This window comes from Vibrio sp. 99-8-1 (assembly GCF_013114595.1).
Lineage (GTDB): Bacteria > Pseudomonadota > Gammaproteobacteria > Enterobacterales > Vibrionaceae > Vibrio.
The window spans coordinates 41,197-66,811 of sequence record NZ_VTXE01000028.1 but is presented as its reverse complement, the minus strand read 5'-3'; the positions used below and the strand labels follow the sequence as shown (position 1 = coordinate 66,811).

General features: G+C 43.5%; 26 protein-coding genes. 3 read left to right on the top strand and 23 right to left on the bottom strand.

Annotated features, from left to right (window positions below; translation table 11 throughout):
* Window positions 1-11 precede the first annotated feature (11 nt).
* The 19 genes from F0227_RS15520 to F0227_RS15430 all read right to left on the bottom strand — a co-directional run bounded on the left by F0227_RS15520 (window position 12) and on the right by F0227_RS15430 (window position 16,728).
* Window positions 12-560 carry a BMC domain-containing protein gene (locus tag F0227_RS15520; protein WP_171754160.1) on the bottom strand — a complete coding sequence of 183 codons (549 nt, stop codon included), beginning with the start codon at window positions 558-560 and terminating at the stop codon, window positions 12-14.
* A gap of 12 nt (window positions 561-572) precedes the next feature.
* Window positions 573-1,916, bottom strand: coding sequence for a 4Fe-4S dicluster domain-containing protein (locus F0227_RS15515; protein ID WP_171754159.1), 1,344 nt, complete (start codon window positions 1,914-1,916; stop codon window positions 573-575).
* A 9-nt stretch (window positions 1,917-1,925) separates the two neighbouring features.
* On the bottom strand, window positions 1,926-2,582 hold the full coding sequence (eutL, locus tag F0227_RS15510; RefSeq protein ID WP_171754158.1) for an ethanolamine utilization microcompartment protein EutL: 657 nt from the start codon (window positions 2,580-2,582) through the stop codon (window positions 1,926-1,928).
* A 9-nt stretch (window positions 2,583-2,591) separates the two neighbouring features.
* Window positions 2,592-3,479: an ethanolamine ammonia-lyase subunit EutC gene (gene eutC / locus F0227_RS15505; protein WP_171754157.1), complete on the bottom strand. Its 888-nt coding sequence runs from the start codon at window positions 3,477-3,479 to the stop codon at window positions 2,592-2,594.
* Window positions 3,480-3,491: 12 nt separating this feature from the next.
* The gene (locus F0227_RS15500; RefSeq protein WP_171754156.1) at window positions 3,492-4,859 is read right to left on the bottom strand and encodes an ethanolamine ammonia-lyase subunit EutB; all 1,368 of its coding nucleotides are present in this window, start codon (window positions 4,857-4,859) and stop codon (window positions 3,492-3,494) included.
* Window positions 4,860-4,870: 11 nt separating this feature from the next.
* Window positions 4,871-6,301, bottom strand: coding sequence for an ethanolamine ammonia-lyase reactivating factor EutA (locus F0227_RS15495; protein ID WP_171754155.1), 1,431 nt, complete (start codon window positions 6,299-6,301; stop codon window positions 4,871-4,873).
* Entirely contained in the window at window positions 6,298-7,539 is a 1,242-nt protein-coding gene (locus F0227_RS15490) for an iron-containing alcohol dehydrogenase (protein ID WP_171754154.1), read from the bottom strand. The genes F0227_RS15495 and F0227_RS15490 overlap by 4 nt, the downstream gene beginning before the upstream one ends.
* Before the next feature lie 6 nt (window positions 7,540-7,545).
* Window positions 7,546-8,388: an ethanolamine utilization protein EutJ gene (gene eutJ, locus F0227_RS15485; RefSeq protein WP_171754153.1), complete on the bottom strand. Its 843-nt coding sequence runs from the start codon at window positions 8,386-8,388 to the stop codon at window positions 7,546-7,548.
* Between the two features lie 3 nt (window positions 8,389-8,391).
* Entirely contained in the window at window positions 8,392-9,792 is a 1,401-nt protein-coding gene (locus tag F0227_RS15480; protein ID WP_171754152.1) for an aldehyde dehydrogenase family protein, read from the bottom strand.
* 24 nt (window positions 9,793-9,816) lie between these two features.
* On the bottom strand, window positions 9,817-10,116 hold the full coding sequence (locus tag F0227_RS15475) for a EutN/CcmL family microcompartment protein (RefSeq protein ID WP_171754151.1): 300 nt from the start codon (window positions 10,114-10,116) through the stop codon (window positions 9,817-9,819).
* A 63-nt stretch (window positions 10,117-10,179) separates the two neighbouring features.
* Window positions 10,180-10,464 (bottom strand): ethanolamine utilization microcompartment protein EutM, encoded by a 285-nt coding sequence (gene eutM / locus F0227_RS15470; protein ID WP_171754150.1) that lies wholly within the window; start codon window positions 10,462-10,464, stop codon window positions 10,180-10,182.
* Window positions 10,465-10,494: 30 nt separating this feature from the next.
* On the bottom strand, window positions 10,495-10,797 hold the full coding sequence (gene eutM, locus F0227_RS15465) for an ethanolamine utilization microcompartment protein EutM (RefSeq protein ID WP_317918100.1): 303 nt from the start codon (window positions 10,795-10,797) through the stop codon (window positions 10,495-10,497).
* A 23-nt stretch (window positions 10,798-10,820) separates the two neighbouring features.
* Window positions 10,821-11,792: a phosphate acetyltransferase gene (pta, locus tag F0227_RS15460; RefSeq protein WP_171754148.1), complete on the bottom strand. Its 972-nt coding sequence runs from the start codon at window positions 11,790-11,792 to the stop codon at window positions 10,821-10,823.
* Between the two features lies 1 nt (window position 11,793).
* Window positions 11,794-12,600, bottom strand: coding sequence for an ethanolamine utilization cob(I)yrinic acid a,c-diamide adenosyltransferase EutT (eutT, locus tag F0227_RS15455; protein ID WP_171754147.1), 807 nt, complete (start codon window positions 12,598-12,600; stop codon window positions 11,794-11,796).
* A gap of 8 nt (window positions 12,601-12,608) precedes the next feature.
* Window positions 12,609-13,319, bottom strand: a complete 711-nt coding sequence (gene eutQ / locus F0227_RS15450) for an ethanolamine utilization acetate kinase EutQ (protein WP_171754146.1) — start codon at window positions 13,317-13,319, stop codon at window positions 12,609-12,611.
* A gap of 39 nt (window positions 13,320-13,358) precedes the next feature.
* Window positions 13,359-13,829, bottom strand: coding sequence for a EutP/PduV family microcompartment system protein (locus F0227_RS15445; protein WP_171754145.1), 471 nt, complete (start codon window positions 13,827-13,829; stop codon window positions 13,359-13,361).
* Window positions 13,826-14,179: a BMC domain-containing protein gene (locus F0227_RS15440; RefSeq protein ID WP_171754144.1), complete on the bottom strand. Its 354-nt coding sequence runs from the start codon at window positions 14,177-14,179 to the stop codon at window positions 13,826-13,828. Before F0227_RS15440 ends, F0227_RS15445 begins: the two co-directional genes overlap by 4 nt.
* 467 nt (window positions 14,180-14,646) lie before the next feature.
* Window positions 14,647-15,573: a chemotaxis protein CheV gene (locus F0227_RS15435; RefSeq protein ID WP_171754143.1), complete on the bottom strand. Its 927-nt coding sequence runs from the start codon at window positions 15,571-15,573 to the stop codon at window positions 14,647-14,649.
* 402 nt (window positions 15,574-15,975) lie between these two features.
* Window positions 15,976-16,728, bottom strand: coding sequence for a MipA/OmpV family protein (locus tag F0227_RS15430; RefSeq protein ID WP_171754142.1), 753 nt, complete (start codon window positions 16,726-16,728; stop codon window positions 15,976-15,978).
* 303 nt (window positions 16,729-17,031) lie between these two features.
* On the opposite strand from F0227_RS15430, the gene F0227_RS15425 reads away from it, so the two are divergent.
* From F0227_RS15425 to F0227_RS15415, 3 genes are all read left to right on the top strand, one after another.
* Entirely contained in the window at window positions 17,032-18,966 is a 1,935-nt protein-coding gene (locus tag F0227_RS15425) for a PrkA family serine protein kinase (protein ID WP_171754141.1), read from the top strand.
* Window positions 18,967-19,060: 94 nt separating this feature from the next.
* The gene (locus F0227_RS15420) at window positions 19,061-20,332 is read left to right on the top strand and encodes a YeaH/YhbH family protein (RefSeq protein ID WP_171754140.1); all 1,272 of its coding nucleotides are present in this window, start codon (window positions 19,061-19,063) and stop codon (window positions 20,330-20,332) included.
* A gap of 11 nt (window positions 20,333-20,343) precedes the next feature.
* Window positions 20,344-21,861, top strand: coding sequence for a SpoVR family protein (locus tag F0227_RS15415; protein WP_171754139.1), 1,518 nt, complete (start codon window positions 20,344-20,346; stop codon window positions 21,859-21,861).
* A 64-nt stretch (window positions 21,862-21,925) separates the two neighbouring features.
* Here the strand turns inward: F0227_RS15415 and kdsB are convergent, their stop codons facing one another.
* From kdsB to msbA, 4 genes are read right to left on the bottom strand one after another with little or no spacing between them, the layout of a single operon-like run.
* Complete coding sequence (gene kdsB, locus F0227_RS15410; RefSeq protein ID WP_171754138.1) at window positions 21,926-22,678, bottom strand: 3-deoxy-manno-octulosonate cytidylyltransferase; 753 nt, start codon at window positions 22,676-22,678, stop codon at window positions 21,926-21,928.
* Window positions 22,678-22,857, bottom strand: a complete 180-nt coding sequence (locus F0227_RS15405) for a Trm112 family protein (protein ID WP_171754137.1) — start codon at window positions 22,855-22,857, stop codon at window positions 22,678-22,680. The genes kdsB and F0227_RS15405 overlap by 1 nt, the downstream gene beginning before the upstream one ends.
* Window positions 22,838-23,845 carry a tetraacyldisaccharide 4'-kinase gene (gene lpxK, locus F0227_RS15400; RefSeq protein WP_171754136.1) on the bottom strand — a complete coding sequence of 336 codons (1,008 nt, stop codon included), beginning with the start codon at window positions 23,843-23,845 and terminating at the stop codon, window positions 22,838-22,840. Before lpxK ends, F0227_RS15405 begins: the two co-directional genes overlap by 20 nt.
* 5 nt (window positions 23,846-23,850) lie before the next feature.
* Window positions 23,851-25,599, bottom strand: coding sequence for a lipid A ABC transporter ATP-binding protein/permease MsbA (gene msbA / locus F0227_RS15395; protein WP_171754135.1), 1,749 nt, complete (start codon window positions 25,597-25,599; stop codon window positions 23,851-23,853).
* Between the last annotated feature and the right edge of the window lie 16 nt (window positions 25,600-25,615).

The window sequence follows — 25,615 nt, the reverse complement described above, 5'->3', positions numbered from 1 at the left end:
ACTCCTTATTTCTAAACTTTGTCAGCCAATATTTCTTGACGTGGTTGGGCAATAACTACCTTATCCACTAACAATCCTTTATGTTTAATACGTTCTGCGCCTGCTTCTACCGCTGCAGTCACAGAGGCAACATCGCCAGTAAGTGTGACGTAACCTTTACCACCAATGGCCATCGCCATATGTACTTCTAATAATTCAACATTCGCCGCTTTAACCGCAGCATCTGCCGCTTCAACAATTGAGGCAACGGAGAAGGTTTCAATGATGCCAAGGGCGTCAGTGCGCTCTACTAACCTTGTGCCTGAGATAGCGGGGAAAACATCTTCATGAACGTTAGAAATAATTAAATCATCCACCACTTCCGTTCCACCGGCGATCATTCCCGCTTCTACCGAAGCATTAACCGCTGCCACATCACCACAAATCATCACCATAAATTTGCCGGGACAAATACTACGATTAAAAATGATCTCTACTTGTGCAGCCTTTAGCATCGCATCCGCGACAAAATAGCCTCGCGCGATAGAATTCAGTTCAATACATCCAATTGCGTTAATCATATTTATACTCATCTAATTCTTAATCACGACATGCTGATCGGTTACCGTCTCTACAGTTCCGGCAATACTTGCATGAATATTGACACTTAGCGCATCAGTCGGTGCTTCACCAATGACCTGTCCAACGGTCACTTTGTCTCCAACAGCAACACACGCCTGCGCGGGTGCGCCAATATGCTGTCTTAGCGGAATGGTCACTTTGTTAAACACATGCTCTTGCTCGAGGTTTTTTGCTTCCGTTTTATTGTATTGCAGCAAACCTAAGCGTTGCATTAGACGTTTCGTTGGTACGCCACGGTAGTCTCTCATAGGGTGCACCTCGATGGTCTGATCTTGAAGCTGCTGAGGAGTCATTAAGCTGCCTGACTCACGCAAATCACGTTTGGTGGTGACGCACATATTTCGAGGATCTAAACCTTCTGGACAGGACCACATGGAGCATAAGTTACATTCACTACAAGCTTGTGCTGATAGTGCGTAAGTCTCACTATTTGGTCCTGACGTTTGCAACGCTCTCATCACTAAATGAGGTTTAATCGGATAGCCAAGCATATGTCGAGGACACATAGAGGTGCATAAACTGCACTGGTCACACGCGGCTTTACCTATTCGACGATACTCTTTTTCTGGTCGTGTCTTTTTAATGGCTAACGAGGAGGAACTAGGGATGACAATAAAGCCACTTGATAAGCGAGTAATCGGTTGTTGCAACGACTCTACAACACCACCCATCATTGGTCCGCCATCAATAATCACGTAGTCATCACAAGTGGTGCCACCGGCAACTTCTAATGCATCTTCAACAGAGATTCCAACTGGCAGCCACGCCGTATAAGGCTTGGCAACTTCACCATGAACCGTCACCATTGTATGCGTGACGGGCTGCCCTGTTGCGGCGCGAAAAATATTGATATACGACTCGGAGTTTTGCACCAACACGCCAATATCTTTCGGAAGTCCGCCTGACGGCACTCGCAATCCAGTCGCTTCATAAATCAGTTCGACCTCATCGCCAGCTGGATAAACATCTCGCATTTGCAGCACGCTAAATTGCTCTGGCTTCTCTAGACGCTGAATGGCTTGCTCAACAATCTCAATCGTGTCTTGATGTTTATCTTTAATACCTATGATGGCTTTTGTTGCACCAGTTTGTTTCATCGCCAATAACATGCCACCAAGCATTTCATCAGCCCAGATCTGCATAACAACCTGATCTTTATTAAGTAATGGCTCACATTCCGCACCATTAGCTAATACCATATCAACCTGACAATCCAGTTTTACATAGGTAGGAAATCCAGCCCCACCGGCACCAACGACGCCGGCGTTTCTGACTTTATCTAAAAGTGAACTCATATATCAGCCTTAATGAGATATTGGGTTATTTGCAATATTAATCACCGCTTCAGCAAACGCTTCGCACGCTGCTCGGCAAGCCGCTTGTGATCCCACAAGATGCGCTCCAGCGAAGTTGGTTTCTGATGGAGGTTCAAATAAGTTTTTCAACTCAACATCCGCTGCTTTCAGTGCCGCATCAATAGCGAACATGGCTTCTAGCGGTGGTGCGATTAAATACGCAAGCGCTTCGCCTTGCTCAACTCCCGCCTCAGCAGAGAGATAACTGCCGGTAGAAGAAACTAAATGTGCGAAATAAGCGATGTCGCCCTCTTCATTTGCCATCTGGAATGCGGCTTCGTTCTCAATCACTTCCTGACAACGATCCAACCCAGCGATAACATCCGCAGGGCATTCTCCAGCGATAATGCCTATCACTTCACCGGAAGTGGGTCCGGATGAGTGGGCTGCACCAGCGTAAAATGAACGTGCATAAACAACCTCAACATTGGCTGCCTTAGTCGCCTCATCCAGCGCACAATAGGTCACATCATCACAATCACTGGTAATTAAGCCAATACTGACGTGATTAGGCTTCAAATTGAGTGACTTCGCATAATCAGGATCAACCGATGCAATCACTCTTGTTGCCAGTACCGCAGCTGGGATTTTTTCTTGAATAGCCATTATTCACCTCTATCTTTTTAAATTGATGCCACTGGCTTTCTGCGCAAGCATCGTTTTAATTAAATCGACTATTACCGCAGCCGCTTCTACTGGTGGAGTACCACCACTATGGATATTTGAAATCACTGTTCGATCCGATTCCACCGTATCTTGATTTGGTTTGTAGACGGCATAACAGCTCAGTGACTCTGATTGGCCTAGCCCCGGTCTTTCACCAATAAGCAAAATATTAACTTCTGCATCAAGTAACTCACCGATCTCATCTTGCGCTTTTACTCGGCCATAACGTAAGAAAAACGGCGCATTAGTTCTTAATCCCGCGTTTTTAATACCGTTCATTAGCGGTGGTAAAATCTCATCTAGGTTGCTGGTAATCGCATCCATACTCAAACCATCAGAAAGGACCACCTGAACTTGAGGAGATTTATCGAAATTCTTGGCAATAACATCTCGTGCATCTGGGCAAAGTTTTCGTCCCAGATCAGGACGGGTGAGATACTCATCCTTATCTTGAGCCTGACTTTTCACTTCTAAAAGATTGTGTTCTTTTAACCACTCTTCACTGATGTTTTTGATAACGGTATCTTTAGAGCGAGAATGATCGGCCCAAAAACGCATCAGAGCCGTTGTTCTCGGTCTTGGTCCCGCGCAGCCATTACCTACCCGTGCCGCGGTTTGAGTGATAAGGTCTTCAATTATTTTTGGTTCTTGAGCGTTAACCACGCCATTCCAGTTTTTAAACTCATCATCACCTAAATCCGGTAGCGAACCATCACTATTTACTGGTGTTGACGACTCATCCGTTACCACTCTTTTAACCGTTGAAGCGGAGACTTCTGTTTCTCCTAGCTGTTTTAAAACGGCTGAGACAATATCTTGTATATTTTGATCGTTCATTGTTTACTCCGCTTATCGATTAAAGAAAATTGAAGGGTCACCTGCTTTCGCAGTAAGAATGCCGTTTTCAAGCAGCCCCATCTTCTCCATCCATTTTTCAAATTCTGGAGCCGGTCTTAGACCCAATAACTGACGTACCGTTGCGGTATCATGGAAAGCATTAGTCTGGTAGTTGAGCATAATGTCATCACCCATTGGCATACCAATGACAAAGTTAATGCCTGACGCAGCAAGTAAGGTCACCAAGTTCTCATTTGAGTTCTGATCGGTATCCGCATGGTTTGTGTAACAAGCGTCACAACCCATTGGCAGGCCGGATAATTTGCCCATAAAGTGGTCTTCTAGACCAGCACGGATAATTTGCTGATGATTGTACAGATACTCTGGACCGATAAATCCAACCACGGTATTAACTAAATGCGGCTTGTAACGTCGAGCAAGAGCATAACAGCGAGCTTCCATCGTCATCTGATCAGCACCATAGTGGGCATCGGCAGACAGCGCAGAACCTTGTCCAGTTTCAAAATACATCATGTTGTCACCCGCTAAGTGGCAGTACTGCTTACCCACTTCATAGGCTTCATCCAACATTTCTACAGTGACACCAAATTCGGATAGCCCTTTTTCTGAGCCCGAAATACTTTGGAAAAGAAGACCACCCGGAGCCCCTTTGCGTACCGCTTCCATCTGAGTTGTGATATGAGCAAGAACACAAGGCTGAGTAGGAATATCAAACTTGGTAATAACATCCTGAATGGCATTCAGCATTTGAGTGGTATTCTCAACGCTGTCAGTCACAGGGTTGATACCAATTACCGCGTCACCACAGCCATAGGTTAACCCTTCAAATGTTTGCGCTAAAATTGAGCTAACGTTATCACGAGTATCATTCGGCTGTAGACGACAACTAAAGTGCCCCGGAATACCTACGGTACAGTTTGCTTTTGTCACGACAGGTAGCTTCTTAGCACCGAACATTAAGTCAGCATTTGAGCAAAGCTTAGCGGTTGCCGCGATCATCTCTGCGGTAAGCCCTTTACGCAGACGTTGAACTTCTTCTAGGCTCGGCTTATTGGAAAGCACATATTCCCGTAACTCGCTAACGGTCCAGTTCTGAATTTTTTCATAAACGGCTCTATTCAGACTGTCTTGGTTAATTTGAGTAATTAAATCAACCTCATAAGGAACCGCAGGATTCTCTCGCAAATCCTTTAGGGTTAATTCTGACAATACATGTTTCGCCGCTACCCGCTCTTGTGAGCTTGACGCTGCGACACCAGCCAGAACATCTCCAGAACGAAGATCGGACGCTTTCGCCATCACTTCTTTCACATCTGAGAATTGATATGTCTGACCAAACAGACGAGTTTTCAAAATCATTAGCCACTCCTTTATGACGGAAACGCGAGAGATTTAACCGTTAAGGGTACAATTTCGCCCCCAAAATAACTTTTACCTATATCGATGTAGTCTCCCTCTCGGGTGATCACCTCATCAATAACCGCAAGCGGTTGTGGTGAAAGCAGCGGTTGCAACTCCATTCCGAGTGCTTTGCCTATATCATTATGAGAAATTATTAGTGCTGAATCGTTATGATTGCCATGCAGACGATAGAACTGCTCAAGCCCTTTTACAGCTTGGAGCACTGCTCGATACTTAGTAGGCATCTTGCTATCTAGTGCAATGGCATATTGATCAGTAGCAAGGGCAATATCCATACGCTCTGCGCATATACATATCTCTTTGCTAATATCAAAATCTGGGTTGTTCCAGTCGATATTGGGATGAATAACTGGAATATTTTTAATGGGTAAACTGTCTAGTTTTAGCCATATTGTAGAGCCGGAAAGAGAAAGTGAATGCGCTCCTGCTCCAATAACTGTCGCTCTTACCGTCTGTTTTGGCTGAGCGATTGACAAGGTTGAGAACTGTTGATGTCTAAGTAGTGAACGAGCAAGCAACGGCCCCATATCACCAAATTTCAAATCATCGACAGGTTTAATTTTCTCTTCAAAAAGACAGTTACCGACACCACCGCTGATATAAATTGTGTCGATATCATCGATCACTTTTAATTCTGCTGTCTGCAGCAGTTTCGCGGTGATTTTGCTGTTATTACCTTGGATGAGCCCAAGTAGAATGTCGGCCATTTTCTGGCTAACACGTTTTATGTGATCAAAAGTAAGTGCATTCGGGCTTATATGTTCACCAAATACTTCTTTAACCAACAGAGCACCTGCTTCAGATAGGTAAATAACATTGCCTTTACTGTCTAACTGAATTAAACGGCCACCAATATTGATACATGCGGTATCCACCACCTTGCCACAATCAAAAACTACGTAGTTTGCTGTGCCACCACCAATATCGATATTCATAACTCGGCTATGAGATGATTCCGAGAGCTGCTGGGCACCACTGCCTCTGCCCGCAATAATCGATTCCAAATGTGGTCCGGCGGTTGCAACAACAAAGTCCCCTAACTCTTGAGACAATTGCAGTAGTGAGGAACGCGCATTTTGTGCTTTTGCAGTTTCACCCGTAATAATGATGGCGCCCGTTTCTATATCGTCGACGGCGATACCGGCGGATTCAACCTGCTGATTGATAAACTCTTGGATCTTGTTGTTATCAATCACTCCCTCAAAATTAATTGGGGTAAAGACTACCGGACTTTGATAAATCACTTCCCGGTCAATAAATTCATAAACAGGCACCTGAGACGCAGGCGCCCTATTGACTAAAGTTAATCGTGAAAATATGACTTGGGTAGTTGTGGTCCCAACATCGATACCTACACTGGTGATTAACTTGGTATTCATGAGTGAAACTCTCCAGAAATAGTCCCATTAACCACATCTTGTAGCAAAGAGATAATCTGTTTAGCTGTCACTGTTCTAGGATTTCCACCTAAACAGATATCCTCTAACGCGTCATCGGCAACTTGCAACATTGCTTCAAGATGAATATCGGTATGCGCCAGCGATGTAGGCAATCCTAGGTCTTGAACCAATTGGCTCACCGCATGAATGGCGGCCCAGCAGCACTCTCTTTGAGTCATGTTTTCTCGTGCTACGCCAAAAGCAACCGCTAGTTCGGCATACTCAGCTTCACTCACCAAGGCATTAAATGCCATCACATAAGGCAACAGTATGGCGTTAGCTGTACCATGAGGTATATGGAACTGAGAGCCTATTTGATGAGAGATCGCGTGCGTTAACCCTAAGCCTGCATTACTAAATGCCAGCCCAGCTTTGTATGCAGCCACTGCCATGTCATATCTATCATCAAGGTTATCACCACATCCAACAGCTCGACGCAATGAGCTCGCTACCGCTTCAACCGCATGGTATGCGTAGGCTTTGGATAATGGATTAGAATTTTTTGCTACATAAGCTTCGATAGCATGAGTTAAGGTATCAATACCCGTCGCCGCAGTGACTTCTGCAGGAACACCAATCATCAAAGCGGGGTCAATAATGGCCAGATCAGGTACTAACGCGGGGCCTTTTATCGGCAATTTGACGCCAGATGCGACATCTTTCACCACGGTGATATCCGTCACCTCAGAGCCCGTTCCGGCCGTTGTAGGGATGGCACCAAGACCGACTCGGCGTGAGGCTAATCCACCCACTTTAAAATCCGTTAGATTTCCACTGTAGTCCACCATTACCGCGACGGCTTTCGCAACATCTAAGGCTGAACCACCACCAATTCCCAATACAAAGTCAGCTTCTTCGGTTTTAAATTTACTAATACATTGCCCAATAACATCAGAGTCTGGTTCGCCAGTAACATCATTAAAGATGGCATACTCTATTCCTGCGAACTGGATAGACTGCTCGCAACCATCAAGCAGCCCAAGTTGATGGACGAGTTTATCCACAACGATGAATACCTTTTTCACACCCAGTTCAATGAGTACGTCCCCTATCTGGTTGACGCTATAACCACCGGTTAAAGTGATCGCTGGTGAACGGAAGAAAAAGCCTTTATAAAGTTTTGACTGTTGTATGGTATTGGCAACAACAGTGGCTAATTCTTGGTGTGAAATCGACATAATGAGTTACTCCGTTACTCTATGTTCGGTACGCTGTAAACCGAAGCTAGCAATAGCAAAAGGCGTGAGATATAACGCATGCTTAAACGTGACAATCTCGGTGGCTGGGAAAGTGTCACTAAAAATCTTTTCAACGCCATTGACCAAGGTTCCACCACCTGTCAGATACATATGCTTCGGTGTTTCCTCTTTTAAATGGCTCATCACAATGTCAGCCATCTTTTCAATTACCGGTTTGACAATAATGGCGATGTCGTTGTCTTGATAACTGGTTCGCTTTAATCGCTCAGCTTCTTGGTCATCCACTTTTAAACGTCCAGCAATAACCAAAGAAACATGTCTACCGCCACTAGGGTCATCTAAGGAGTAGATCTGCTTTCCATCTTTTATCAATGCCGTTCCTGTCGTACCGCCACCGATATCGACCACCGCACCATTGTCGATACCCAGTAAATCCGCCACACTTGACGGTTCATCGATGACTTCCGCAACTTCGATCGCCGCCGACTCAACCACATTGATGGAGATTCTAGGGTCGGTTCCCGGAGGATAAGAGGTAATCGCGCTCTCAACGGTAACACCGAGCTTCTCTTCAACTCGCTTAATCTGAGAGCGGACGATCTGGCACGCTCCCATGTAATCCACCACAATTCCGTCTTTTACAACGTTCGCCCAATCTAAAAAGGCAGCGATAGGTTCTCCTTGCTGATTGAGTACCACGGTTTGAATATCCGCAGTACCCAAATCAACACCGACAATCCATTGCTCAGGTGGAGTGACTGGCGTGTCATCATTGACAATATCGTCAATGATGGCCAATCGCTGTTTAACTATTTCTAACTGACTCATCAATTACACAATCCTAAATGAGTCAACAGCGGTACAGCGTCGTTTCCGAGTAAAGGTTAACGAGTTAGTTACGCCTTCACCGGTTGGAGTAGAAATGGTCATTGTGGTCCACCCTTCTCCTCCCGCACCAATCGCAGCAATACAAGGGCCATTTTTAGCCAGTAAGCTACTATCAATTTCGTATGCCATCCGCGTTAACACATCGATGTTTCTTGAATGGATTGCGGCGGTGTGGTGATTATCAGACTCTAACTCTACTGCCCAATCAATAGCTTGATCGGCGTCTTTTGCCTTAATTAACGGCAAAATTGGCATCATCTGCTCAGTGGTCGCAAACACATGATCTTTAGCTGCATGGAATACTAATAATCTGGTCGATTCTGGAACGGTTAGGCCGATAGTTGCAGCAAGTTTAGCGGCGTCTCTGCCTACCCATTGAGGGTTAGCACTTGGAGAATCACCCGGATAACCTTTCAATACTTGTTTAGCGATATCTTCCGCTTGCTGAGCATTCAGCTCATAGGCGCCATTACGGGTCATTGCTTGCATTAAATTGTCGGCAATTGACTCGACCGCAATGATCTCTTTTTCACATGCACAAACGATATTGTTGTCAAATGAAGCCCCTTCAACAATCGAGATAGCAGCTCGCTCAATGTCAGCGGTTTCATCAACCACAACAGGAGGGTTGCCCGGACCAGCAGCAATTAGACGTTTGTCAGTAATATCTTTTGCAGCATCAACCACAGCATCGCCACCCGTCACAACTAACAGCTTAATACCAGGGTAAGTAAATAGGCTTCGTGCATTATCCAGTGACGGCACTTTCACTGTCGTACAGATATTTGATGGTCCACCTACGCTCTCTGAGGCTTTATTGACTAACTGAATAGCGTATTGAGAGACTTTTTTGGCTGCTGGATGAGGTGCAAATACAACCGCATTACCCGCTGCAATCATACTGATGGCATTATTTATTACAGTACAAGAAGGGTTGGTACTTGGCGTTACAGAGGCTATAACCCCCCATGGCGCATTTTCGATAAGACTTAAACCACTATCTCCAGATACTGCTTGAGGTGTTAGTATTTCTGTGCCCGGTGTTCTTGATGCAACCAGCAGATGCTTACGAATTTTATCTTCAACTCGACCAAAACCCGTCTCTTCTACCGCCATTTCAGACAGCTCTTTGGCGTGCTTTTTAGCCATTCGACGAATCTCGGTGACGATCTTGTCTCTAACAGCCAAACTACGAATCTGCTTCTGAGCATGTTTAGCCGCGGAAACGGCGTCATCTAAAGAGTCAAACACACCGTGCTCGCTTGCTGATGCTGACGGTTGCTTATCACTTTTCAGCTGAACAACAACACGGCGAACAATATCCTCTATTTCGCTCTGATCCATTCTTATTACCCCTAATCGTGTTACTTACTGACCTTTGTGATATTGAATGCTTTGGTCGGATGTAATTTCATCAATAATTCCAACCACACAAAGATCAACGGGTGAATGCTCACCACTTGTCCCATAGGCCATTCGAGCCGAACTACCTGCAACTACGAGAACCCACTCACCTTCACCTGCGCCAAGTTGATCCATCGCGACATGCACTTCACTAGTCGACTTACCCTTTTTATCGACAAACTCCACTAAGCAGAGCTTATCCATTCTCATGTCTGGGCTACGTATGGTGGCGACCACCTGCCCAACAACTTTTGCTACACGCATGCCTCCCTCCTATTTTGATACGCCTTCCCAGTTAGGAGGCGACGCGCTGTTTATGGTGATCGCTTATTTCTTAACGGATATTGGGAAGATTTTCTCAAGATCCTGATGAGGTCGAGGGATCACATGGACCGCAATCAACTCACCTAGTTTTTGCGCAACAACCGCACCTGCATCTGTAGCGGCTTTACATGAGGCAACATCACCACGAACTAACGCAGTTACATAGCCAGTACCAATTTGCTCATAGCCAACCAACTCTACCCGAGCGGCCTTAACCATGGCGTCAGATGCTTCAATTAAGGACGTAAGCCCTTTTGTTTCTATAATGCCTAGTGCATCCATTAGCATTTCCTCAGAAATTAAATCGTTATACTGACGTTATTTTTTCGCCGCTGGAGCAGGTGCTTGAGAGATTGGGAAAATCGCTTCAAGATCACCATGTGGACGAGGAATAACATGAACCGCAACCACTTCGCCTAAACGTTGAGCAGCTGCCGCACCCGCATCCGTTGCTGCTTTACAAGCCGCCACATCGCCACGAACCATAGCGGTAACAAGACCAGAACCAATTTGCTTATAGCCAACCAGTTCCACACGAGCTGCTTTAACCATTGCATCAGATGCTTCGATTAATGCAGTAAGACCTTTTGTTTCGATAATGCCTAGAGCTTCCATTTGAATTCTCCTAAGGTTGTTCAAATAAGTTACATACAAGAAGTAAGGACTGAGATATCTACGATATCGTCAGAGCTACAGCCTCGAGACAGATCATGCATAGGTTTAGCTAACCCTTGCAGCATCGGTCCCAAAGCAATATATCCGCCTAAGCGCTGAGCGACTTTATAAGCAATGTTGCCAGCACTTAGAGATGGAAATATAAATACATTTGCCTGACCACCCAGCGGGCTATCGGGCATTTTTTGTGCAGCGACTCGTGGTTCTATCGCTGCATCGAACTGAACTTCGCCGTCGATGATGAGATCTGGACAGCGCTGTCTCACTAATTCTGTTGCATCGGATACTTTACTAACGGCGGGATGAGATGCACTGCCTTTGGTGGAAAACGACAGCATCGCGACCCGAGGTTCAATCCCCGTTAATTTTTCAAAGTTATTTGCCGTATCAATGGCAATATCAGCCAACTGTTCTGTTGTTGGTAGCGGAATCACCCCTGCATCAGCAAACGCGTGTGTACGTGTACCATCAGGAGAGAGCATAAGGAAAAAACTAGACACGGTTTTACTGTTAGGCGCCACACCAATACCTCGAATCGCACTACGAATAACATCGCCAGTGGTCGCGAGGTTTCCCGCAATGCAGAGGTCAGCATATCCTTGATCAACCATCAAGGCAGAAAACTGCAATGGATTAGCAACTTGTTTACGAGCTTCTTCTACCGTTATTGGTTTGCGCTGTTTAGCGACAAAAATGTTGACCATTTCATCAAAACAGCCTGCGGTTTCAGGTGCCAAGGTTGTTAAACACGGCATGGCAATACCAGCTTTATAGGATCTATCCCGCAGCATAAATGGATTGCCTAGAAGAATAGGTTCTGCCAGCCCACTCAGTTTCAGTTCATTAGCCGCATGTAATAGCCTGACATCATCGGTATCAGGAAATACGATTTTCTTGGGTGCTTGACGGCATTTTTCTCGACATTGTTCTAATATTTGCATACTAGTTTACTAACCTCTCAAGCACATTTTGCTGACCATTCTGACACTGCCAAACCAATATCATTACCACATAGATCGCACTTGATAATCGATTTAAGCCAGCAACAATGTCTTCACGTTCCAAACGCATGCTAATGTCAATAAATAGACGACTCGCTTCCAACTCAAGCTCACGGGTTGTCGCTCTTAAGGTATTTAATTTAGCGACTTTTAAACCAAATTTAGCATCCGGCAACATATGGTCATAACCTAAATATTTCAAAGGGTTATGAGACCACTGATGAATAGTTTCAGAATCGATGTCACCAAATGAAGGGAGAGGTAGTGGTTGTTCCATCACTTCCGCTTGTAATATCTGGCCGAAGTAAGAACGAATATCCGACATGGCATGCACAATGAATGGCGGTTGATCTTCAAGTAAGCACTGAACTTCCACACATTGACAGATCACGCTGTCAATTTTGCCTCTTAGAGCAATTCTTGGATGGTTCTTAGGCACTAAGACTTCATCGTTAAGATGAGTCATAAAAGAAGGTTTTTTCTCAACATCACTACCACATGCCCAACAACCATTGCTTGGGCGTTGATTGTTGGTTTTTAACGGATGCACCTTATTGGTCGCACTGCCGTCTTTATCGGCAACAAACACTTCACCCTGCTCATTAATGTATCGAATGGCTATTTTTCTTTCCGACAACAGAGCTTGGGCTGAAGGTGTTAAACGGCAACCTTCTGGAAGCTGAACTTCACTACCGAAAGCCAAACCATATTTATCACGTAAATAGTCTTCAGTGATGAAAGTACTCACTATGGCACCTATTGATCCGACCAATCTGCAGGGTATGCAACATAGACAAAACGAACATGAGTTGGTGTACCAAACTCAATATCGCTACCTTTTGGTATAAAAATAACGTCTCCCGGTTTACCAATAGTGGTACCGGACGCGGTTTTAATATGCAGTTCACCTTCTAAGATAACGTCAACTTCATCGTAATTAAGCGTCCACGGGAAGAAAGCTTTCTCCCAACCCATGTAACCAACACCTAACGTGCTGTTTTGCTCAGGACCGATTACATCGGTTAGGCCGATGTTCTTACCGGGAGCACCATCAAATGTTTCAAGCTCAACGCTATTGCCGCGGACTAACACGATACCATCATCGTTAATCTGTCTTGGACAAGTCGGAGCTTTATGATCGAAATCCGCCAGTGCTTTCTGAATAAGTGAATCAATCAGTGAGCTATCAACACTCTTGCCAATTCGTGAACGGATCTCATCTTTGATTTGATTTAATGCGGGATTATTTACCATCTCACTTGATGAATTTAATTTTTCAACCGTGGTAGAAGGTTCTTTTTTCTCAGCCTTATCGATAACATCATCAACAATAAAAGAAACCCCTAACACCTTTGCAACATCGTAGGCTTCCGGAGTAATAATAGTACCGCATGGTTTGGCCACAATTTGGGTTGTTCCCTGAGCTTTATATTCACGTACATCCGTTGCTGTAATTAACTTTTTCATTAATTTCACCCTACTTTCCTTTGTAACTAAGGTAAGTTGTTATTTATTGAAGCTGCACAAAAATGTTCGCAACTTATTAATAGAATTATCATCGTGTATAGAGGTATAAAAATATGGACCTTGAATACCATTTGTTTCCAACAGTTTTTCTGCGCGTTCAATATTGGCATCATCAATATCAACTTTACTAATAACACCAATTAATTTTTTATTTGGATAAACGCGTAATAAACCTGAAGGGGCAGAAAAATGTTGCGCATTGGCAGGTTGCAAATAAACAATCGTATTAACGGTAGAAATGGTAGAGAGAAGCGGCCCGTTCCAAGCTCGGTTATCAACATATTCACCCGGAGTGTCGATAACACTTCCAGGATAGTATATTGGAGCTTGCGTTTTTCGTTGATTACCTTCGGGATTAACTAAGCGAGTGATTAATGCAGACTTTCCTGCGTCAACTTCTCCTATTACAGCAAAGCTTGCTGGAAGTATTTCTGGTATTTCAGCACTCATGTTCTAGTGGCCTGACATGCTGTATAACCAAGGTCTTTATCTAGTGTTCTCAGTACCTCATCTAGCGCCACACTTACTGAGCCTACAGACCCGGTAATGACTAATGACCCTGAAAACCTATCAAGAAAGCCAATTCCTACGTCAGCAGACTTTGTTGCTACATCACCTGCTATGATAGCGGTTTCACCGGGAGTGAGGGTGAGAATACCAATCGCTTCTTTGTGAGCTACACCAATTCGTTCACACAACTCCTCTGTTGGATTTGCTACCATATGCGCAAGCGTGATCTGCTTACCGGGAACGTATTCCTGTACAACTCTATCAATTGGTTCGCCAAACTCATGGCTCATGCCATTACCCACTATTTATGATTATTTTTTATTACCATAACGCCTAAATTTACATCAAATTGTGATAACAATCGCAAAAGATAATTCACATATTCATCGATAAATCAATATATTGAATCTCATCACAAATAGCTGTTATTAATATTATTACCGATTTTTATTAATTTTCTTTATCAGTGAAGTAGCGCAAGTTTTAATTAATTTTAGATCCAAAATAATTAAAACTTGTCAGGATTCTATTGAGAGGAGTTAATGATAAGAACTTATACGTCGAGGATGTAAATCTATTGTGTTTTGTTTTAACGCAAACTGGAACTTGGCTATATAGAATAACAATAAATAGTCTAGAATAATAAATAGAAAGAATATAGTAATAGCAATAGATGGAAACGATACCACCAATTAATAACTTGTTCTCTATAGCAAGGGAATATCGCAATAAAAAACAAGTTATATTTAGAATAGCATTAATCTATAAGAAGACTATCGAGCAGTGGTATCAGGCGGTGAATTTCAGGCTTGGTTAACGTTTCCGACGCACCAACTTCAAAAGCTTTGGCCCTGTTCTCTTTCGTCATTGTAGAAGAGAATATAATAACAGGGACAGCATTGGGATCAGACGTTACACGTTTACACAGGTGTAAGCCATCCATCTTCGGCATTTCAACATCCGAAACGATAACACTCACTTTTTGCTGACTGGTATTGAACACGTCAAGTGCTTGTTCTCCGTCAGGTACAGCAATAACTTGATAACCTGCCCCAACAATAACAGACTGTAACTGCTCTAAGATAAATCGAGAATCGTCTGCCAGAAGAATCGTATGAGCAGAGCGCAGACGCTTACGGTTATTAGATAAATCAATATTATTGTCTAGAGTAAGGTCATAGCGTCCCATATTGATATCTGAGTTCATATCAGCAATGACTTTCTCAAAATCCAAAATGAACACTAGGTGATCTTCAATATTTACCGAGGCAACAATACAGGTGTCTTCTCCAGCCAGTGAAATATCCGTTGCTGGCTCTAAATCTGACCAAGAGACTCGGTGAATTCGATTTATTGAGTCAATCAAAAACGCGTTTGTCACGCCATTAAAGTCGGTAACAATTGCGAACTGGTCTTTAGATGGCACTATATCTGAGAGCTTAAGCCACTTGGCCAAGTGTATTAGAGGAGTCACTTTCCCTCTAGACTTAAAAACCCCTATAACATGCTCATCACCCTTAGGGTAATCCGTCAGTTCAGGAAAACGAATAACTTCGCGAACTTTCGCAACATTAATGCCGTAGTGGTTTATTTTTTTGCTTCCATCAGGAAGGACTTTCACCAGTTGGAACTCAGCAATCTCCAGCTCATTGGTACCTGACTCAAGTAAAACGTTGCTTGTCATGGCTCTCTTCTCATTTAAATTTACAGTTAAATTAATACAACATTACGCCTACCGTTGAATACCAGACGTAATACTTTATCTGTATAAGAACAGTATAATATACCTAAGTGGCCTTAATAAGCTAGGTTCAACAAGAGCGACTTTGACATCAGGCAGGTAAAAACTCACCCGCCAACACAACAATGAGTTAACCTTAATTGCTTCTTCCGCTGAATATGAATAGACAACGTAAAACAAGCATTTGACTGACACGCTAAGGTATCAGCACTCCGTTTTGCATTGGTATCGAAGATGAGATAGCGACTACGTTGGAGAGTAAAAATAGAGAATATAGCGACAGTTGAATAAGAAAAAGGCGACAATGCCGCCTTTGCAAGGGTCTGTTGACCTTTTAGTCATCCGTTAGAACATATAGACAACGCCAACATTAGCGGTTATCGACACTGTGCCATCAAGGATAGGGCTATCTTCTAAGTCCCCTTCAATATTGGTATAACGCACACCAGCATTAACCATAAAATTGTCCATCAGCATTAAGTAACCACTCAAGCCGGCAAAGTAATGACCATCCCAGCTAGGATCAAACGCGGCAATTTCACCACCTGTTCTCGCTGACTCTTCTTTACTGACCCCGTATAAATGCGCATTTAGCTTTTCATCATTATATGAGTAGCCAATAGATGGTGTGATACCCCAAGTCGGCGTACGGTATGGTAATCGCCAAGCGGCTTCTGCATACAAACCGTTGTGCTTGTTACCAATATCCGTTCCAACACCGGTTTCAAACAGCCCGATTGGTGATAGGTATTGGTAGCTTATTCCCCCCATCACGGTCGATTCACGTTTATCAAGTTTCTTCATTGCTGCAATGCTAGAGTCGCTTGGTTTAAACGAACGCGGGTCATACACTAATCGCATAACCAGATTATGTGTCGAGCCTGCCGGGTTAATTCGATAACCGGCGCTAAACCCTCTCATAAAAAAGTGTTCACCTTCATAACCCACAATTGGAATGACCACTCGGCTTGACGGAGTCCCTTTATAAACCTCTGGTGAGTATGCCGCCCCAACACCTATTGACCAGGGTGAAGGTGCAGAAAGCGCTGACGTAGATAAAATAACAGGCAAGATCGCTAAAATTTTTTTATTCATCATTTACTTGTATTAAGAATTAACATGTTATGTCCGCAATCATATCGAACACTGTTTTATTCAGCAACAAATTATTTCTCTAACTGCCATCTAGATTGTCAATAATTCGATTGCCAATTAATTCAAAAACAAAATATATGCACAAAAATCCATTGAATATGCATATTATTCACCAGTTATTTTGTTAAAAAAGAAGAAATAAATACATAATTGTTAAGCAAAATCTGGAAAACCTGTCTAGTCTTAAAAAGTGAAGGAATAGTAATTTTCTCGGTAGTCAGTTTGACGGTTTAGAGGGGTTTCAACATGAGTATTTTTGACCACTATCAGGCACGCTATGAAGCAGCCAAGGATGAAGAGCTATCATTACAGGATTTTTTGACGCTATGCCAAAAAGATAAAAGTGCATACGCCAATGCAGCAGAACGCTTACTACTCGCCATTGGTGAACCTGAAGTTGTTGATACAGCTCATGATCCTCGACTTAGTCGTATTTTTTCCAACCGCGTAATATCTCGATATAAAACATTTCAAGATTTTTACGGGATGGAAGAAGCTATTGAACAGATAGTATCTTATCTAAAACACGCTGCCCAAGGGCTTGAAGAGCGTAAACAAATTCTCTATTTATTAGGCCCTGTTGGTGGTGGTAAATCATCAATTGCAGAAAAGCTTAAAAGCCTGATGGAAAAAATGCCCATTTACGTTCTGTCAGCTAATGGAGAACGCAGCCCAGTTAACGATCATCCATTCTGTCTGTTTGATGTTGCAGAAGATGCCAACCTATTGAAGAAAGAGTATGGCATTGAAGCTCGTTACCTTCGTTCAATCATGTCTCCATGGGCAGCGAAGCGTCTACACGAATTTGGTGGTGACGTTACCAAATTCAAAGTGGTCAAAGTACGACCATCCATTCTTGACCAACTTGCGGTAGCTAAAACTGAACCGGGAGACGAAAATAACCAAGATATCTCTTCCCTAGTCGGTAAAGTAGATATTCGTCAGCTAGAGCACTTCTCTCAAGATGACCCTGACGCCTACAGCTACTCTGGTGCACTATGTAAAGCAAACCAAGGTTTAATGGAATTTGTGGAGATGTTCAAAGCTCCTATCAAAGTACTTCACCCTCTTTTGACCGCGACTCAAGAAGGGAACTTTAATGGTACTGAAGGGCTATCTGCACTGCCTTTTGATGGCATGATTTTAGCTCACTCCAACGAATCTGAGTGGCAGTCATTCCGCAACAATAAGAACAACGAAGCATTTCTTGACCGGGTATATATTGTGAAAGTACCTTACTGCCTACGCGTTTCTGAAGAAGTGAAGATTTACCAGAAACTGTTGGAGCACAGTGAACTATCCAAAGCACCTTGCTCACCAAGCACATTAGATATGCTTGCTCAGTTTAGTATTTTGTCCCGTATCAAAGACCCTGAAAACTCATCGCTGTTCTCTAAAATGAGAGTGTACGATGGAGAGACCTTGAAAGACACGGATCCTAAAGCGAAAAGCTATCAAGAATACCGCGATTTCGCGGGTGTGGATGAAGGCATGTCAGGTCTATCTACCCGTTTCGCATTTAAGATTCTGTCTCGGGTATTTAATTTTGACCAAACCGAAGTTGCCGCAAACCCTGTTCATCTGTTCTACGTGATTGAACAACAAGTTGAACGTGAACAGTTCCCACAAGATGTTGCAGAAAAATATCTAGAGTTCCTAAAAGGCTATCTTGTTCCTAAATACATCGAATTTATAGGTAAAGAAATTCAAACTGCTTATTTAGAATCCTACTCTGAATATGGTCAAAACATATTTGACCGCTATGTCACATACGCAGATTTCTGGATTCAAGATCAAGAGTATCGAGACCCAGAAACAGGACAACTATTTGATCGTTCTGCACTTAACAGTGAACTCGAGAAAATTGAAAAACCAGCGGGAATCAGTAATCCAAAAGACTTCCGTAATGAAATTGTTAACTTTGTACTGCGTGCTCGCGCAAGCAACAAAGGGCGTAATCCATTATGGACCAGTTATGAGAAACTGCGCACGGTCATTGAGAAGAAAATGTTCTCCAATACCGAGGAGTTACTACCGGTTATTTCATTCAACGCCAAAACGTCAACAGACGACCAGAAAAAACACGATGATTTTGTCGCTCGTATGATGGAAAAAGGCTACACCAAGAAACAAGTTAGATTGCTGTCAGAGTGGTACTTGCGAGTACGCAAGTCCTCTTAATGCTTGACGCTTATTGTGTGAGCAATGTATTCGCTACCGATCAATTTCCCCATGGCAGCGAATACAACTCTGTGGCGTATACAAGGAGTTACTCATGGCGCAATTTATAGACAGAAGATTGAATGGTAAGAACAAAAGCACTGTAAATCGACAGCGCTTTATGCGACGCCATAAAGATCAGATCAAGGAGTCGGTAGCTGATGCGGTAAACCGTCGTTCCATCACCGATACTGAAACAGGCGAAGACATCTCTATTCCGCATAGAGACATAAAAGAGCCCACCTTTCACCAAGGTCAAGGAGGGGTTAGGGAGCGAGTGCATCCAGGAAACGACCAATTTATTAAAGGCGATAAAATGGAGCGCCCTAAAGGAGGCGGTGAAGGGTCAGGTTCTGGTGAAGGTGAAGCGAGCCAAGACGGAGAAGGTGAAGACGAATTCGTTTTTCAAATATCCAAAGATGAGTATTTAGACATCCTGTTTGAAGACTTGGAGCTACCTAATCTTGAGAAGAACCAGATAAACAAAATTACCGAATGGAAAACGACCCGAGCAGGTTACCAAACCGCAGGTAACCCCTCCAATATCGCTATCGTTCGTTCATTGCAGCAGTCATTGGCAAGACGTACCGCAATGACGGCAGGTAAACGAAGACTGCTTCATGAGTTAGAAGAAGAACTCGCCAGCATTGCCCTGCGTGAGCCAGCAGTGCCACTAGAAGAGAAGCGAATTAAAGAGGAGATAGAAGCACTTAAACATAAAATTGCACGCGTTCCGTTTCTGGACAGTTTTGATCTGCGCTTTAAAAACTATGAAAGACGACCTGTTCCTTCTAGCCAAGCGGTCATGTTCTGTTTGATGGATGTATCAGGCTCGATGGATCAGGCCACTAAAGATATCGCCAAACGATTCTATGTACTTTTATATATGTTTCTCACTCGTACCTATGAAAACGTTGAAGTGGTATTTATCCGGCACCATACTCAAGCGAAAGAGGTGGATGAACATGAGTTCTTCTATTCGCAAGAAACCGGCGGCACCATCGTGTCTAGTGCATTGAAATTGATGCATGAGATAGTAGAAGATCGCTATCCCGCAGGTGAGTGGAACATTTACGCAGCCCAAGCGTCTGATGGCGATAACTGGGCAGATGATTCACCTAAATGTCGAACCCTTCTGGCAGACCAGTTGCTACCAACATGCCAGTATTATTCTTATATTGAGATCACTCGGCGATCACATCAATCGCTATGGCACGAGTATGAGAAAATACAGCAGAGTGTCGACAACTTTGCAATGAAGAACATTCGTTCAGTGGATGATATTTTCCCTGTATTCAGGGAGCTGTTCAAAAAAGAGACAGCTTAGGGAGGAGCGACATGGCGAAAAAGAAAAACAACAAAACATTATCTGACGGGCCCGACTGGACATTTAGCCTATTAGAGGATTACCACGTAGAAATAAAACGTGTGGCCAAACATTATAGGCTGGATACCTACCCTAATCAGATAGAGGTGATCACCTCTGAACAGATGATGGATGCGTATTCCAGCGTCGGGATGCCCATTAACTATCACCACTGGTCATTTGGTAAAAAATTCATTCAGACTGAGCAGAATTATAAACATGGGCAGATGGGGCTTGCCTACGAAATCGTCATTAACTCTGATCCCTGTATCGCTTACTTAATGGAAGAGAATAGCGTCACAATGCAAGCGTTAGTCATGGCTCACGCTTGTTATGGGCACAACTCATTCTTTAAAGGTAATTACCTATTCCAAACGTGGACAGATGCCAGTTCCATTATTGATTACTTACTCTTTGCTCGAAACTACATAAGCGATTGCGAAGAAAAGCATGGCATAGAACAGGTAGAAAACATCCTCGATTCTTGTCACGCTCTAATGAACTTTGGTGTCGATCGTTATAAACGCCCAGAAAAAATATCCATCGCAGAGGAGAAAATACGACAGGAAGAGCGTGAGGAGTACTTACAATCTCAAGTCAATGATCTATGGAGAACGGTACCTAAATCTCAGGAGAAATCGGAACAGGAACAGATACGATTTCCCACCGAGCCACAGGAAAACCTGCTCTACTTTATAGAAAAGCACGCACCACTACTGGAACCGTGGCAACGTGAAATTGTTCGTGTAGTACGTAAAGTCAGCCAATATTTTTACCCACAAAAACAGACTCAAGTAATGAACGAGGGCTGGGCTACCTTCTGGCACTACACCATACTCAATCATCTCTATGATGAAGGCGTCGTTAGTGACAAATTTATTTTAGAATTTCTACACAGTCATACCAATGTTGTGGCGCAGCCCGCCTACAACAGCCCTTACTACGGTGGTATCAATCCTTATGCGCTTGGCTTTGCTATGTTTCAAGATATACGTAGGATTTGTGAAGAACCAACAGATGAGGATAAAGAGTGGTTTCCCGACCTTGCAGGAAGCGATTGGCTAGATGCCGTCCATTTCGCTATGCATAATTTTAAAGATGAAAGTTTTATTAGTCAGTATCTATCACCGAAAGTAATACGTGATTTCAAGCTGTTTTCAGTTCTCGATGATGACCGTAAAAACTTTATTGAAGTCAGCCATATTCATGATGATCCCGGCTATCGACTTATCAGAGAAAAACTGGCGGCTCAATACAACCTGAGTAACTTAGAACCTAACATTCAAGTGTGGAATGTTGATGTACGTGGCGACCGTTCATTGATACTTCAATATGTCCCGCATGACAGAATCCCACTCTCCGATGGACACGAAGAGGTCATGAAGCACTTGTACCGTTTATGGGGCTTTGATGTGGTCCTAGAAGAGCTAACAGAGACCGGACGGCGAAATATTTTAAGCGCCTGTCCCGCTAGAGGTGAATCTGCGTAAGATAAAAGTCACCACGTATAGACCGACAAAAAGAAAGGGCTAACATAGGTTAGCCCTTTCTTTTCTATAACTTGGCGACAATCTCTCTTACCGCCTCAAGATCTTCAGGAGTATCGACTCCTGCCGCAGGAGACTCTAGAGCCACATCAACATGGATTTTTTCACCATGCCAAAGCACTCTCAACTGCTCTAAGCATTCGATTTTCTCTAAAGCGGTTGGTTGCCAATTAATGTAGGTATTTATAAAACCAGCGCGATAAGCATAGATTCCGATATGCCTTAATAGTGGTTGCGCGACTTTTTTGTTTTCAGTAGCAAAATTATCTCTGTCCCAAGGGATAGAAGCACGACTGAAGTACAACGCATAGCCCTCTTTGTCTGTCACCACTTTAACGGCATTTGGATTAAACACCTCAGATTGATGTTCAATTTCAACCGCAAGGGTAGACATTGGCGCATCACTACTGGCTAAGTTATCTGCGACTTGCTTAATAATAGCGGGAGGTATAAGCGGCTCGTCACCTTGAACATTAACGATAATGTGCTGACGATCAATCTGCATTTTTTCAATCACTTCTGCCAATCGCTCTGTTCCAGATTCATGAGCAGAAGAGGTCATACAAACCGTCGCACCAAACAACAGGGCGGCCTGCTCTACGCGTTTATCATCAGTGGCAATAATTACCTGTTGAGCTCCCGACTTTACCGACTGTTCATAAACCCATTGGATCATCGGTTTTCCACCAATATCCGCTAACGGTTTACCCGGTAAACGAGACGATTGATATCGTGCAGGAATGACCACTGTAAATGACATTATCGAGCCTCATTCATGTTGATTGAACGCGCTTCAAACTCAAGCAGCACAGGAATCCCCTCTTTAATAGGGTAAGCCAGTCGATCCAATTTACAGATCAGTTCTTGATTCTCAGCATCAAAGGTTAATTTGCCTTTGCAGACAGGACAGGCAACAATCTCAAGTAGACGGTGATCCATACTCTTTCCTAACATCTAATATTTTTTTAATGATTTGCTGTTGGTCTGCGTCAGTAAAACAAGCGGAAACCGGTAGATACCACCAATTTCGCTTTGCAAAACCAACACACTTAACAGCATCTTTTTCTGTCATGATGACATGTTTTCCAATTCTTTCTAAAGCTTCGATTTCAGCAAGCTCAACATCTTTGTGATCAGGAAATCCCTGTGATTTTATCAGCTCGGCGCCCATCGAGTTTAAGGTATTAAAGAAACGAGGAGGATGACCAATTGCTGCAAATGCCACTAACTTCTCTAACTCAGTTACTGAGATCTTTTCTCCTGTCACCAAATTAACCGCTAAACCCGGTTGCAAAGACATTGGCATTTCGCCCGTCTCTGCTGTGCCGCCATTGGTAATAACAAAATCAACGCTGGCTAACCGTTCTGTACCTTCTCGAAGTGGCCCTAAAGGAATGTAAGCTTGATTACCAAACCGTCTTGCACCATCAACCACAATCAACTCTATGTCTCTATCCAGTGCATAATGTTGCAAGCCATCATCAGTAATAATAATGTCAACACCTTGCGCTACTAACGCTTTGACTGCATTCGCTCGCTTTGGGTCAACCGCTACTGGTGCTTTGGTTCTTTCAAAAATAAGCTTTGGTTCATCGCCGCAAGCTTTGGTCGAAGTTGACGCGTCAACAACCAACGGATACTGGTCGGCTTTGGCTCCATAACCCCTAGAAACAACACCCGGCTTGAGCCCCTGCTTTTGCAACTGCTCGACTAACCATATCACGACGGGTGTTTTTCCATTCCCCCCGGCGGTAATGTTACCCACCACCACCACAGGAACATCAGCGCGAAAAGCGTGATCGCTATTAAGCAAAAACTGCTTACGTCGATAGAGACTAATGCGTCTAAAAATCTGACTTAATGGCCATAATAGAGGCCACAATAGCCGAGATAGAAAATGATTCTCAAACCATATCTTTTCTACCATAGTGTCTATTCACCAAACTGAATTCGGTAAAGCTGAGCATAGGCACCATCATTTTCAATCAACTCTTTATGTGCACCACGTTCTATCACTTCACCGTCGTCAATAACCAATATTTCATCCGCCTGTTCAATCGTTGAGAGACGGTGAGCAATAACCAGCGCTGTTTTATCTTTTTGCAATTCGGCTAAAGCAGATTGAATCGCTTTTTCTGATTCAGTATCCAACGCCGATGTCGCTTCGTCTAAAATCAGTACCGATGCATCTCTTAACAGTGCTCTAGCAATAGCGATTCTCTGTCTTTGTCCACCAGAAAGGCTAGCGCCATTCTCGCCAATAATGGTATCAAAACCATCTTCCATTTCATTAATAAATTCAGTGGCATGAGCCAACTCAGCCGCCTTTACTATCTGCTCTCGGCTGTATTTTTCCGTTGCTGCATATGAAATATTATTGGCGATAGTGTCATTAAACAGATGTACGTTTTGCGAAACTAACGCGAAGTGGCTACGTAAATTTGTCAATTCAAACTCTCGGATGTTCTTACCATCAAGGCTAATGGTTCCCGAATCCACATCATAAAATCGGGTAAATAGGTTGGCGATGGTACTCTTACCTGAACCGGATCGCCCTACCAGAGCGACGGTTTTTCCAACAGGAATATCGAAAGTTACTTTTTTCAACGCCGGTTTTTCACTGCCGTAATAGGTAAATGTCACATCCTCAACACTCACTAACCCTTCAGCTTTGTCTGTTTTATATGTTCCTGTATCTTTTTCTGTTTCAAGATCCATCAGCGCAAATAGCGTCTGGCTTGCGGCCATTCCTCGTTGGAAATCTGAGGTTACATTGGTCAATGCTTTTAACGGACGCATTAAACCAAACATAGCAGAGAACACCACACCAAAGGTTCCGGGAGTGAGGGTATTTTTAATTTCATCGATACTGGCAAGGTAGAGCACAACAACCAATGCAATAGAAGCGATCAGTTGAATAATTGGGTTCGCCATCGCTTGAGCAGCAACCAGCTTCATCGATTGCTGACGCATCTTATTACTCACGGTATCAAATCGCGAACGCTCAACATCTTGACCACCATAACTCAGCACCACTTTATGGCCTTTAAGCATCTGCTCTGATGAAGTCGTTACCACTCCCATTGCCGTTTGGATGCTTTTAGAAATTTTTCTAAATCGTTTCGATACGACACCAATAGCAATAGCCACCACTGGGGCGATAATTAACAGCACCAATGATAACTGCCAGCTATTCCAAAACATCAATACCAGCAAACCTGCAATACTCGCCCCTTCACGAACAATGCTCACCAATGCCCGGCTCGTTGCGGCAGAAACTTGTTCAGAATCATAAGTAATACGAGACAGTAATGCCCCTGTAGATTCTTTATCAAAAAAGCTGACAGGCATGTGCATAAAGTGGTCGAACAGTGCTCTTCTCATTCGCATGACCACATTGCCCGAGACCCATGAAAGACAGTAGGTAGAGACAAAACCACTCGCCCCTCTCACCATCATGGCGACAAATATAATAATAGGAAGAATCTTTAGAAAATCGCTTTCAACGTCACCAAAACCTTCATCAAGTAAAGGTTTCAGCAGAGAGATCATGTAGGTATCAGAAACAGCATTAACAATTAATGCGATAACCGCAGCAATAAGACCTGATTTATAGTCTCGGATGTAGGTCCACAAACGTTTAAACGTCGCTAGCGTGGTCTCATCTTGTAGTTCGGACATAGAAGTGCATTGATTT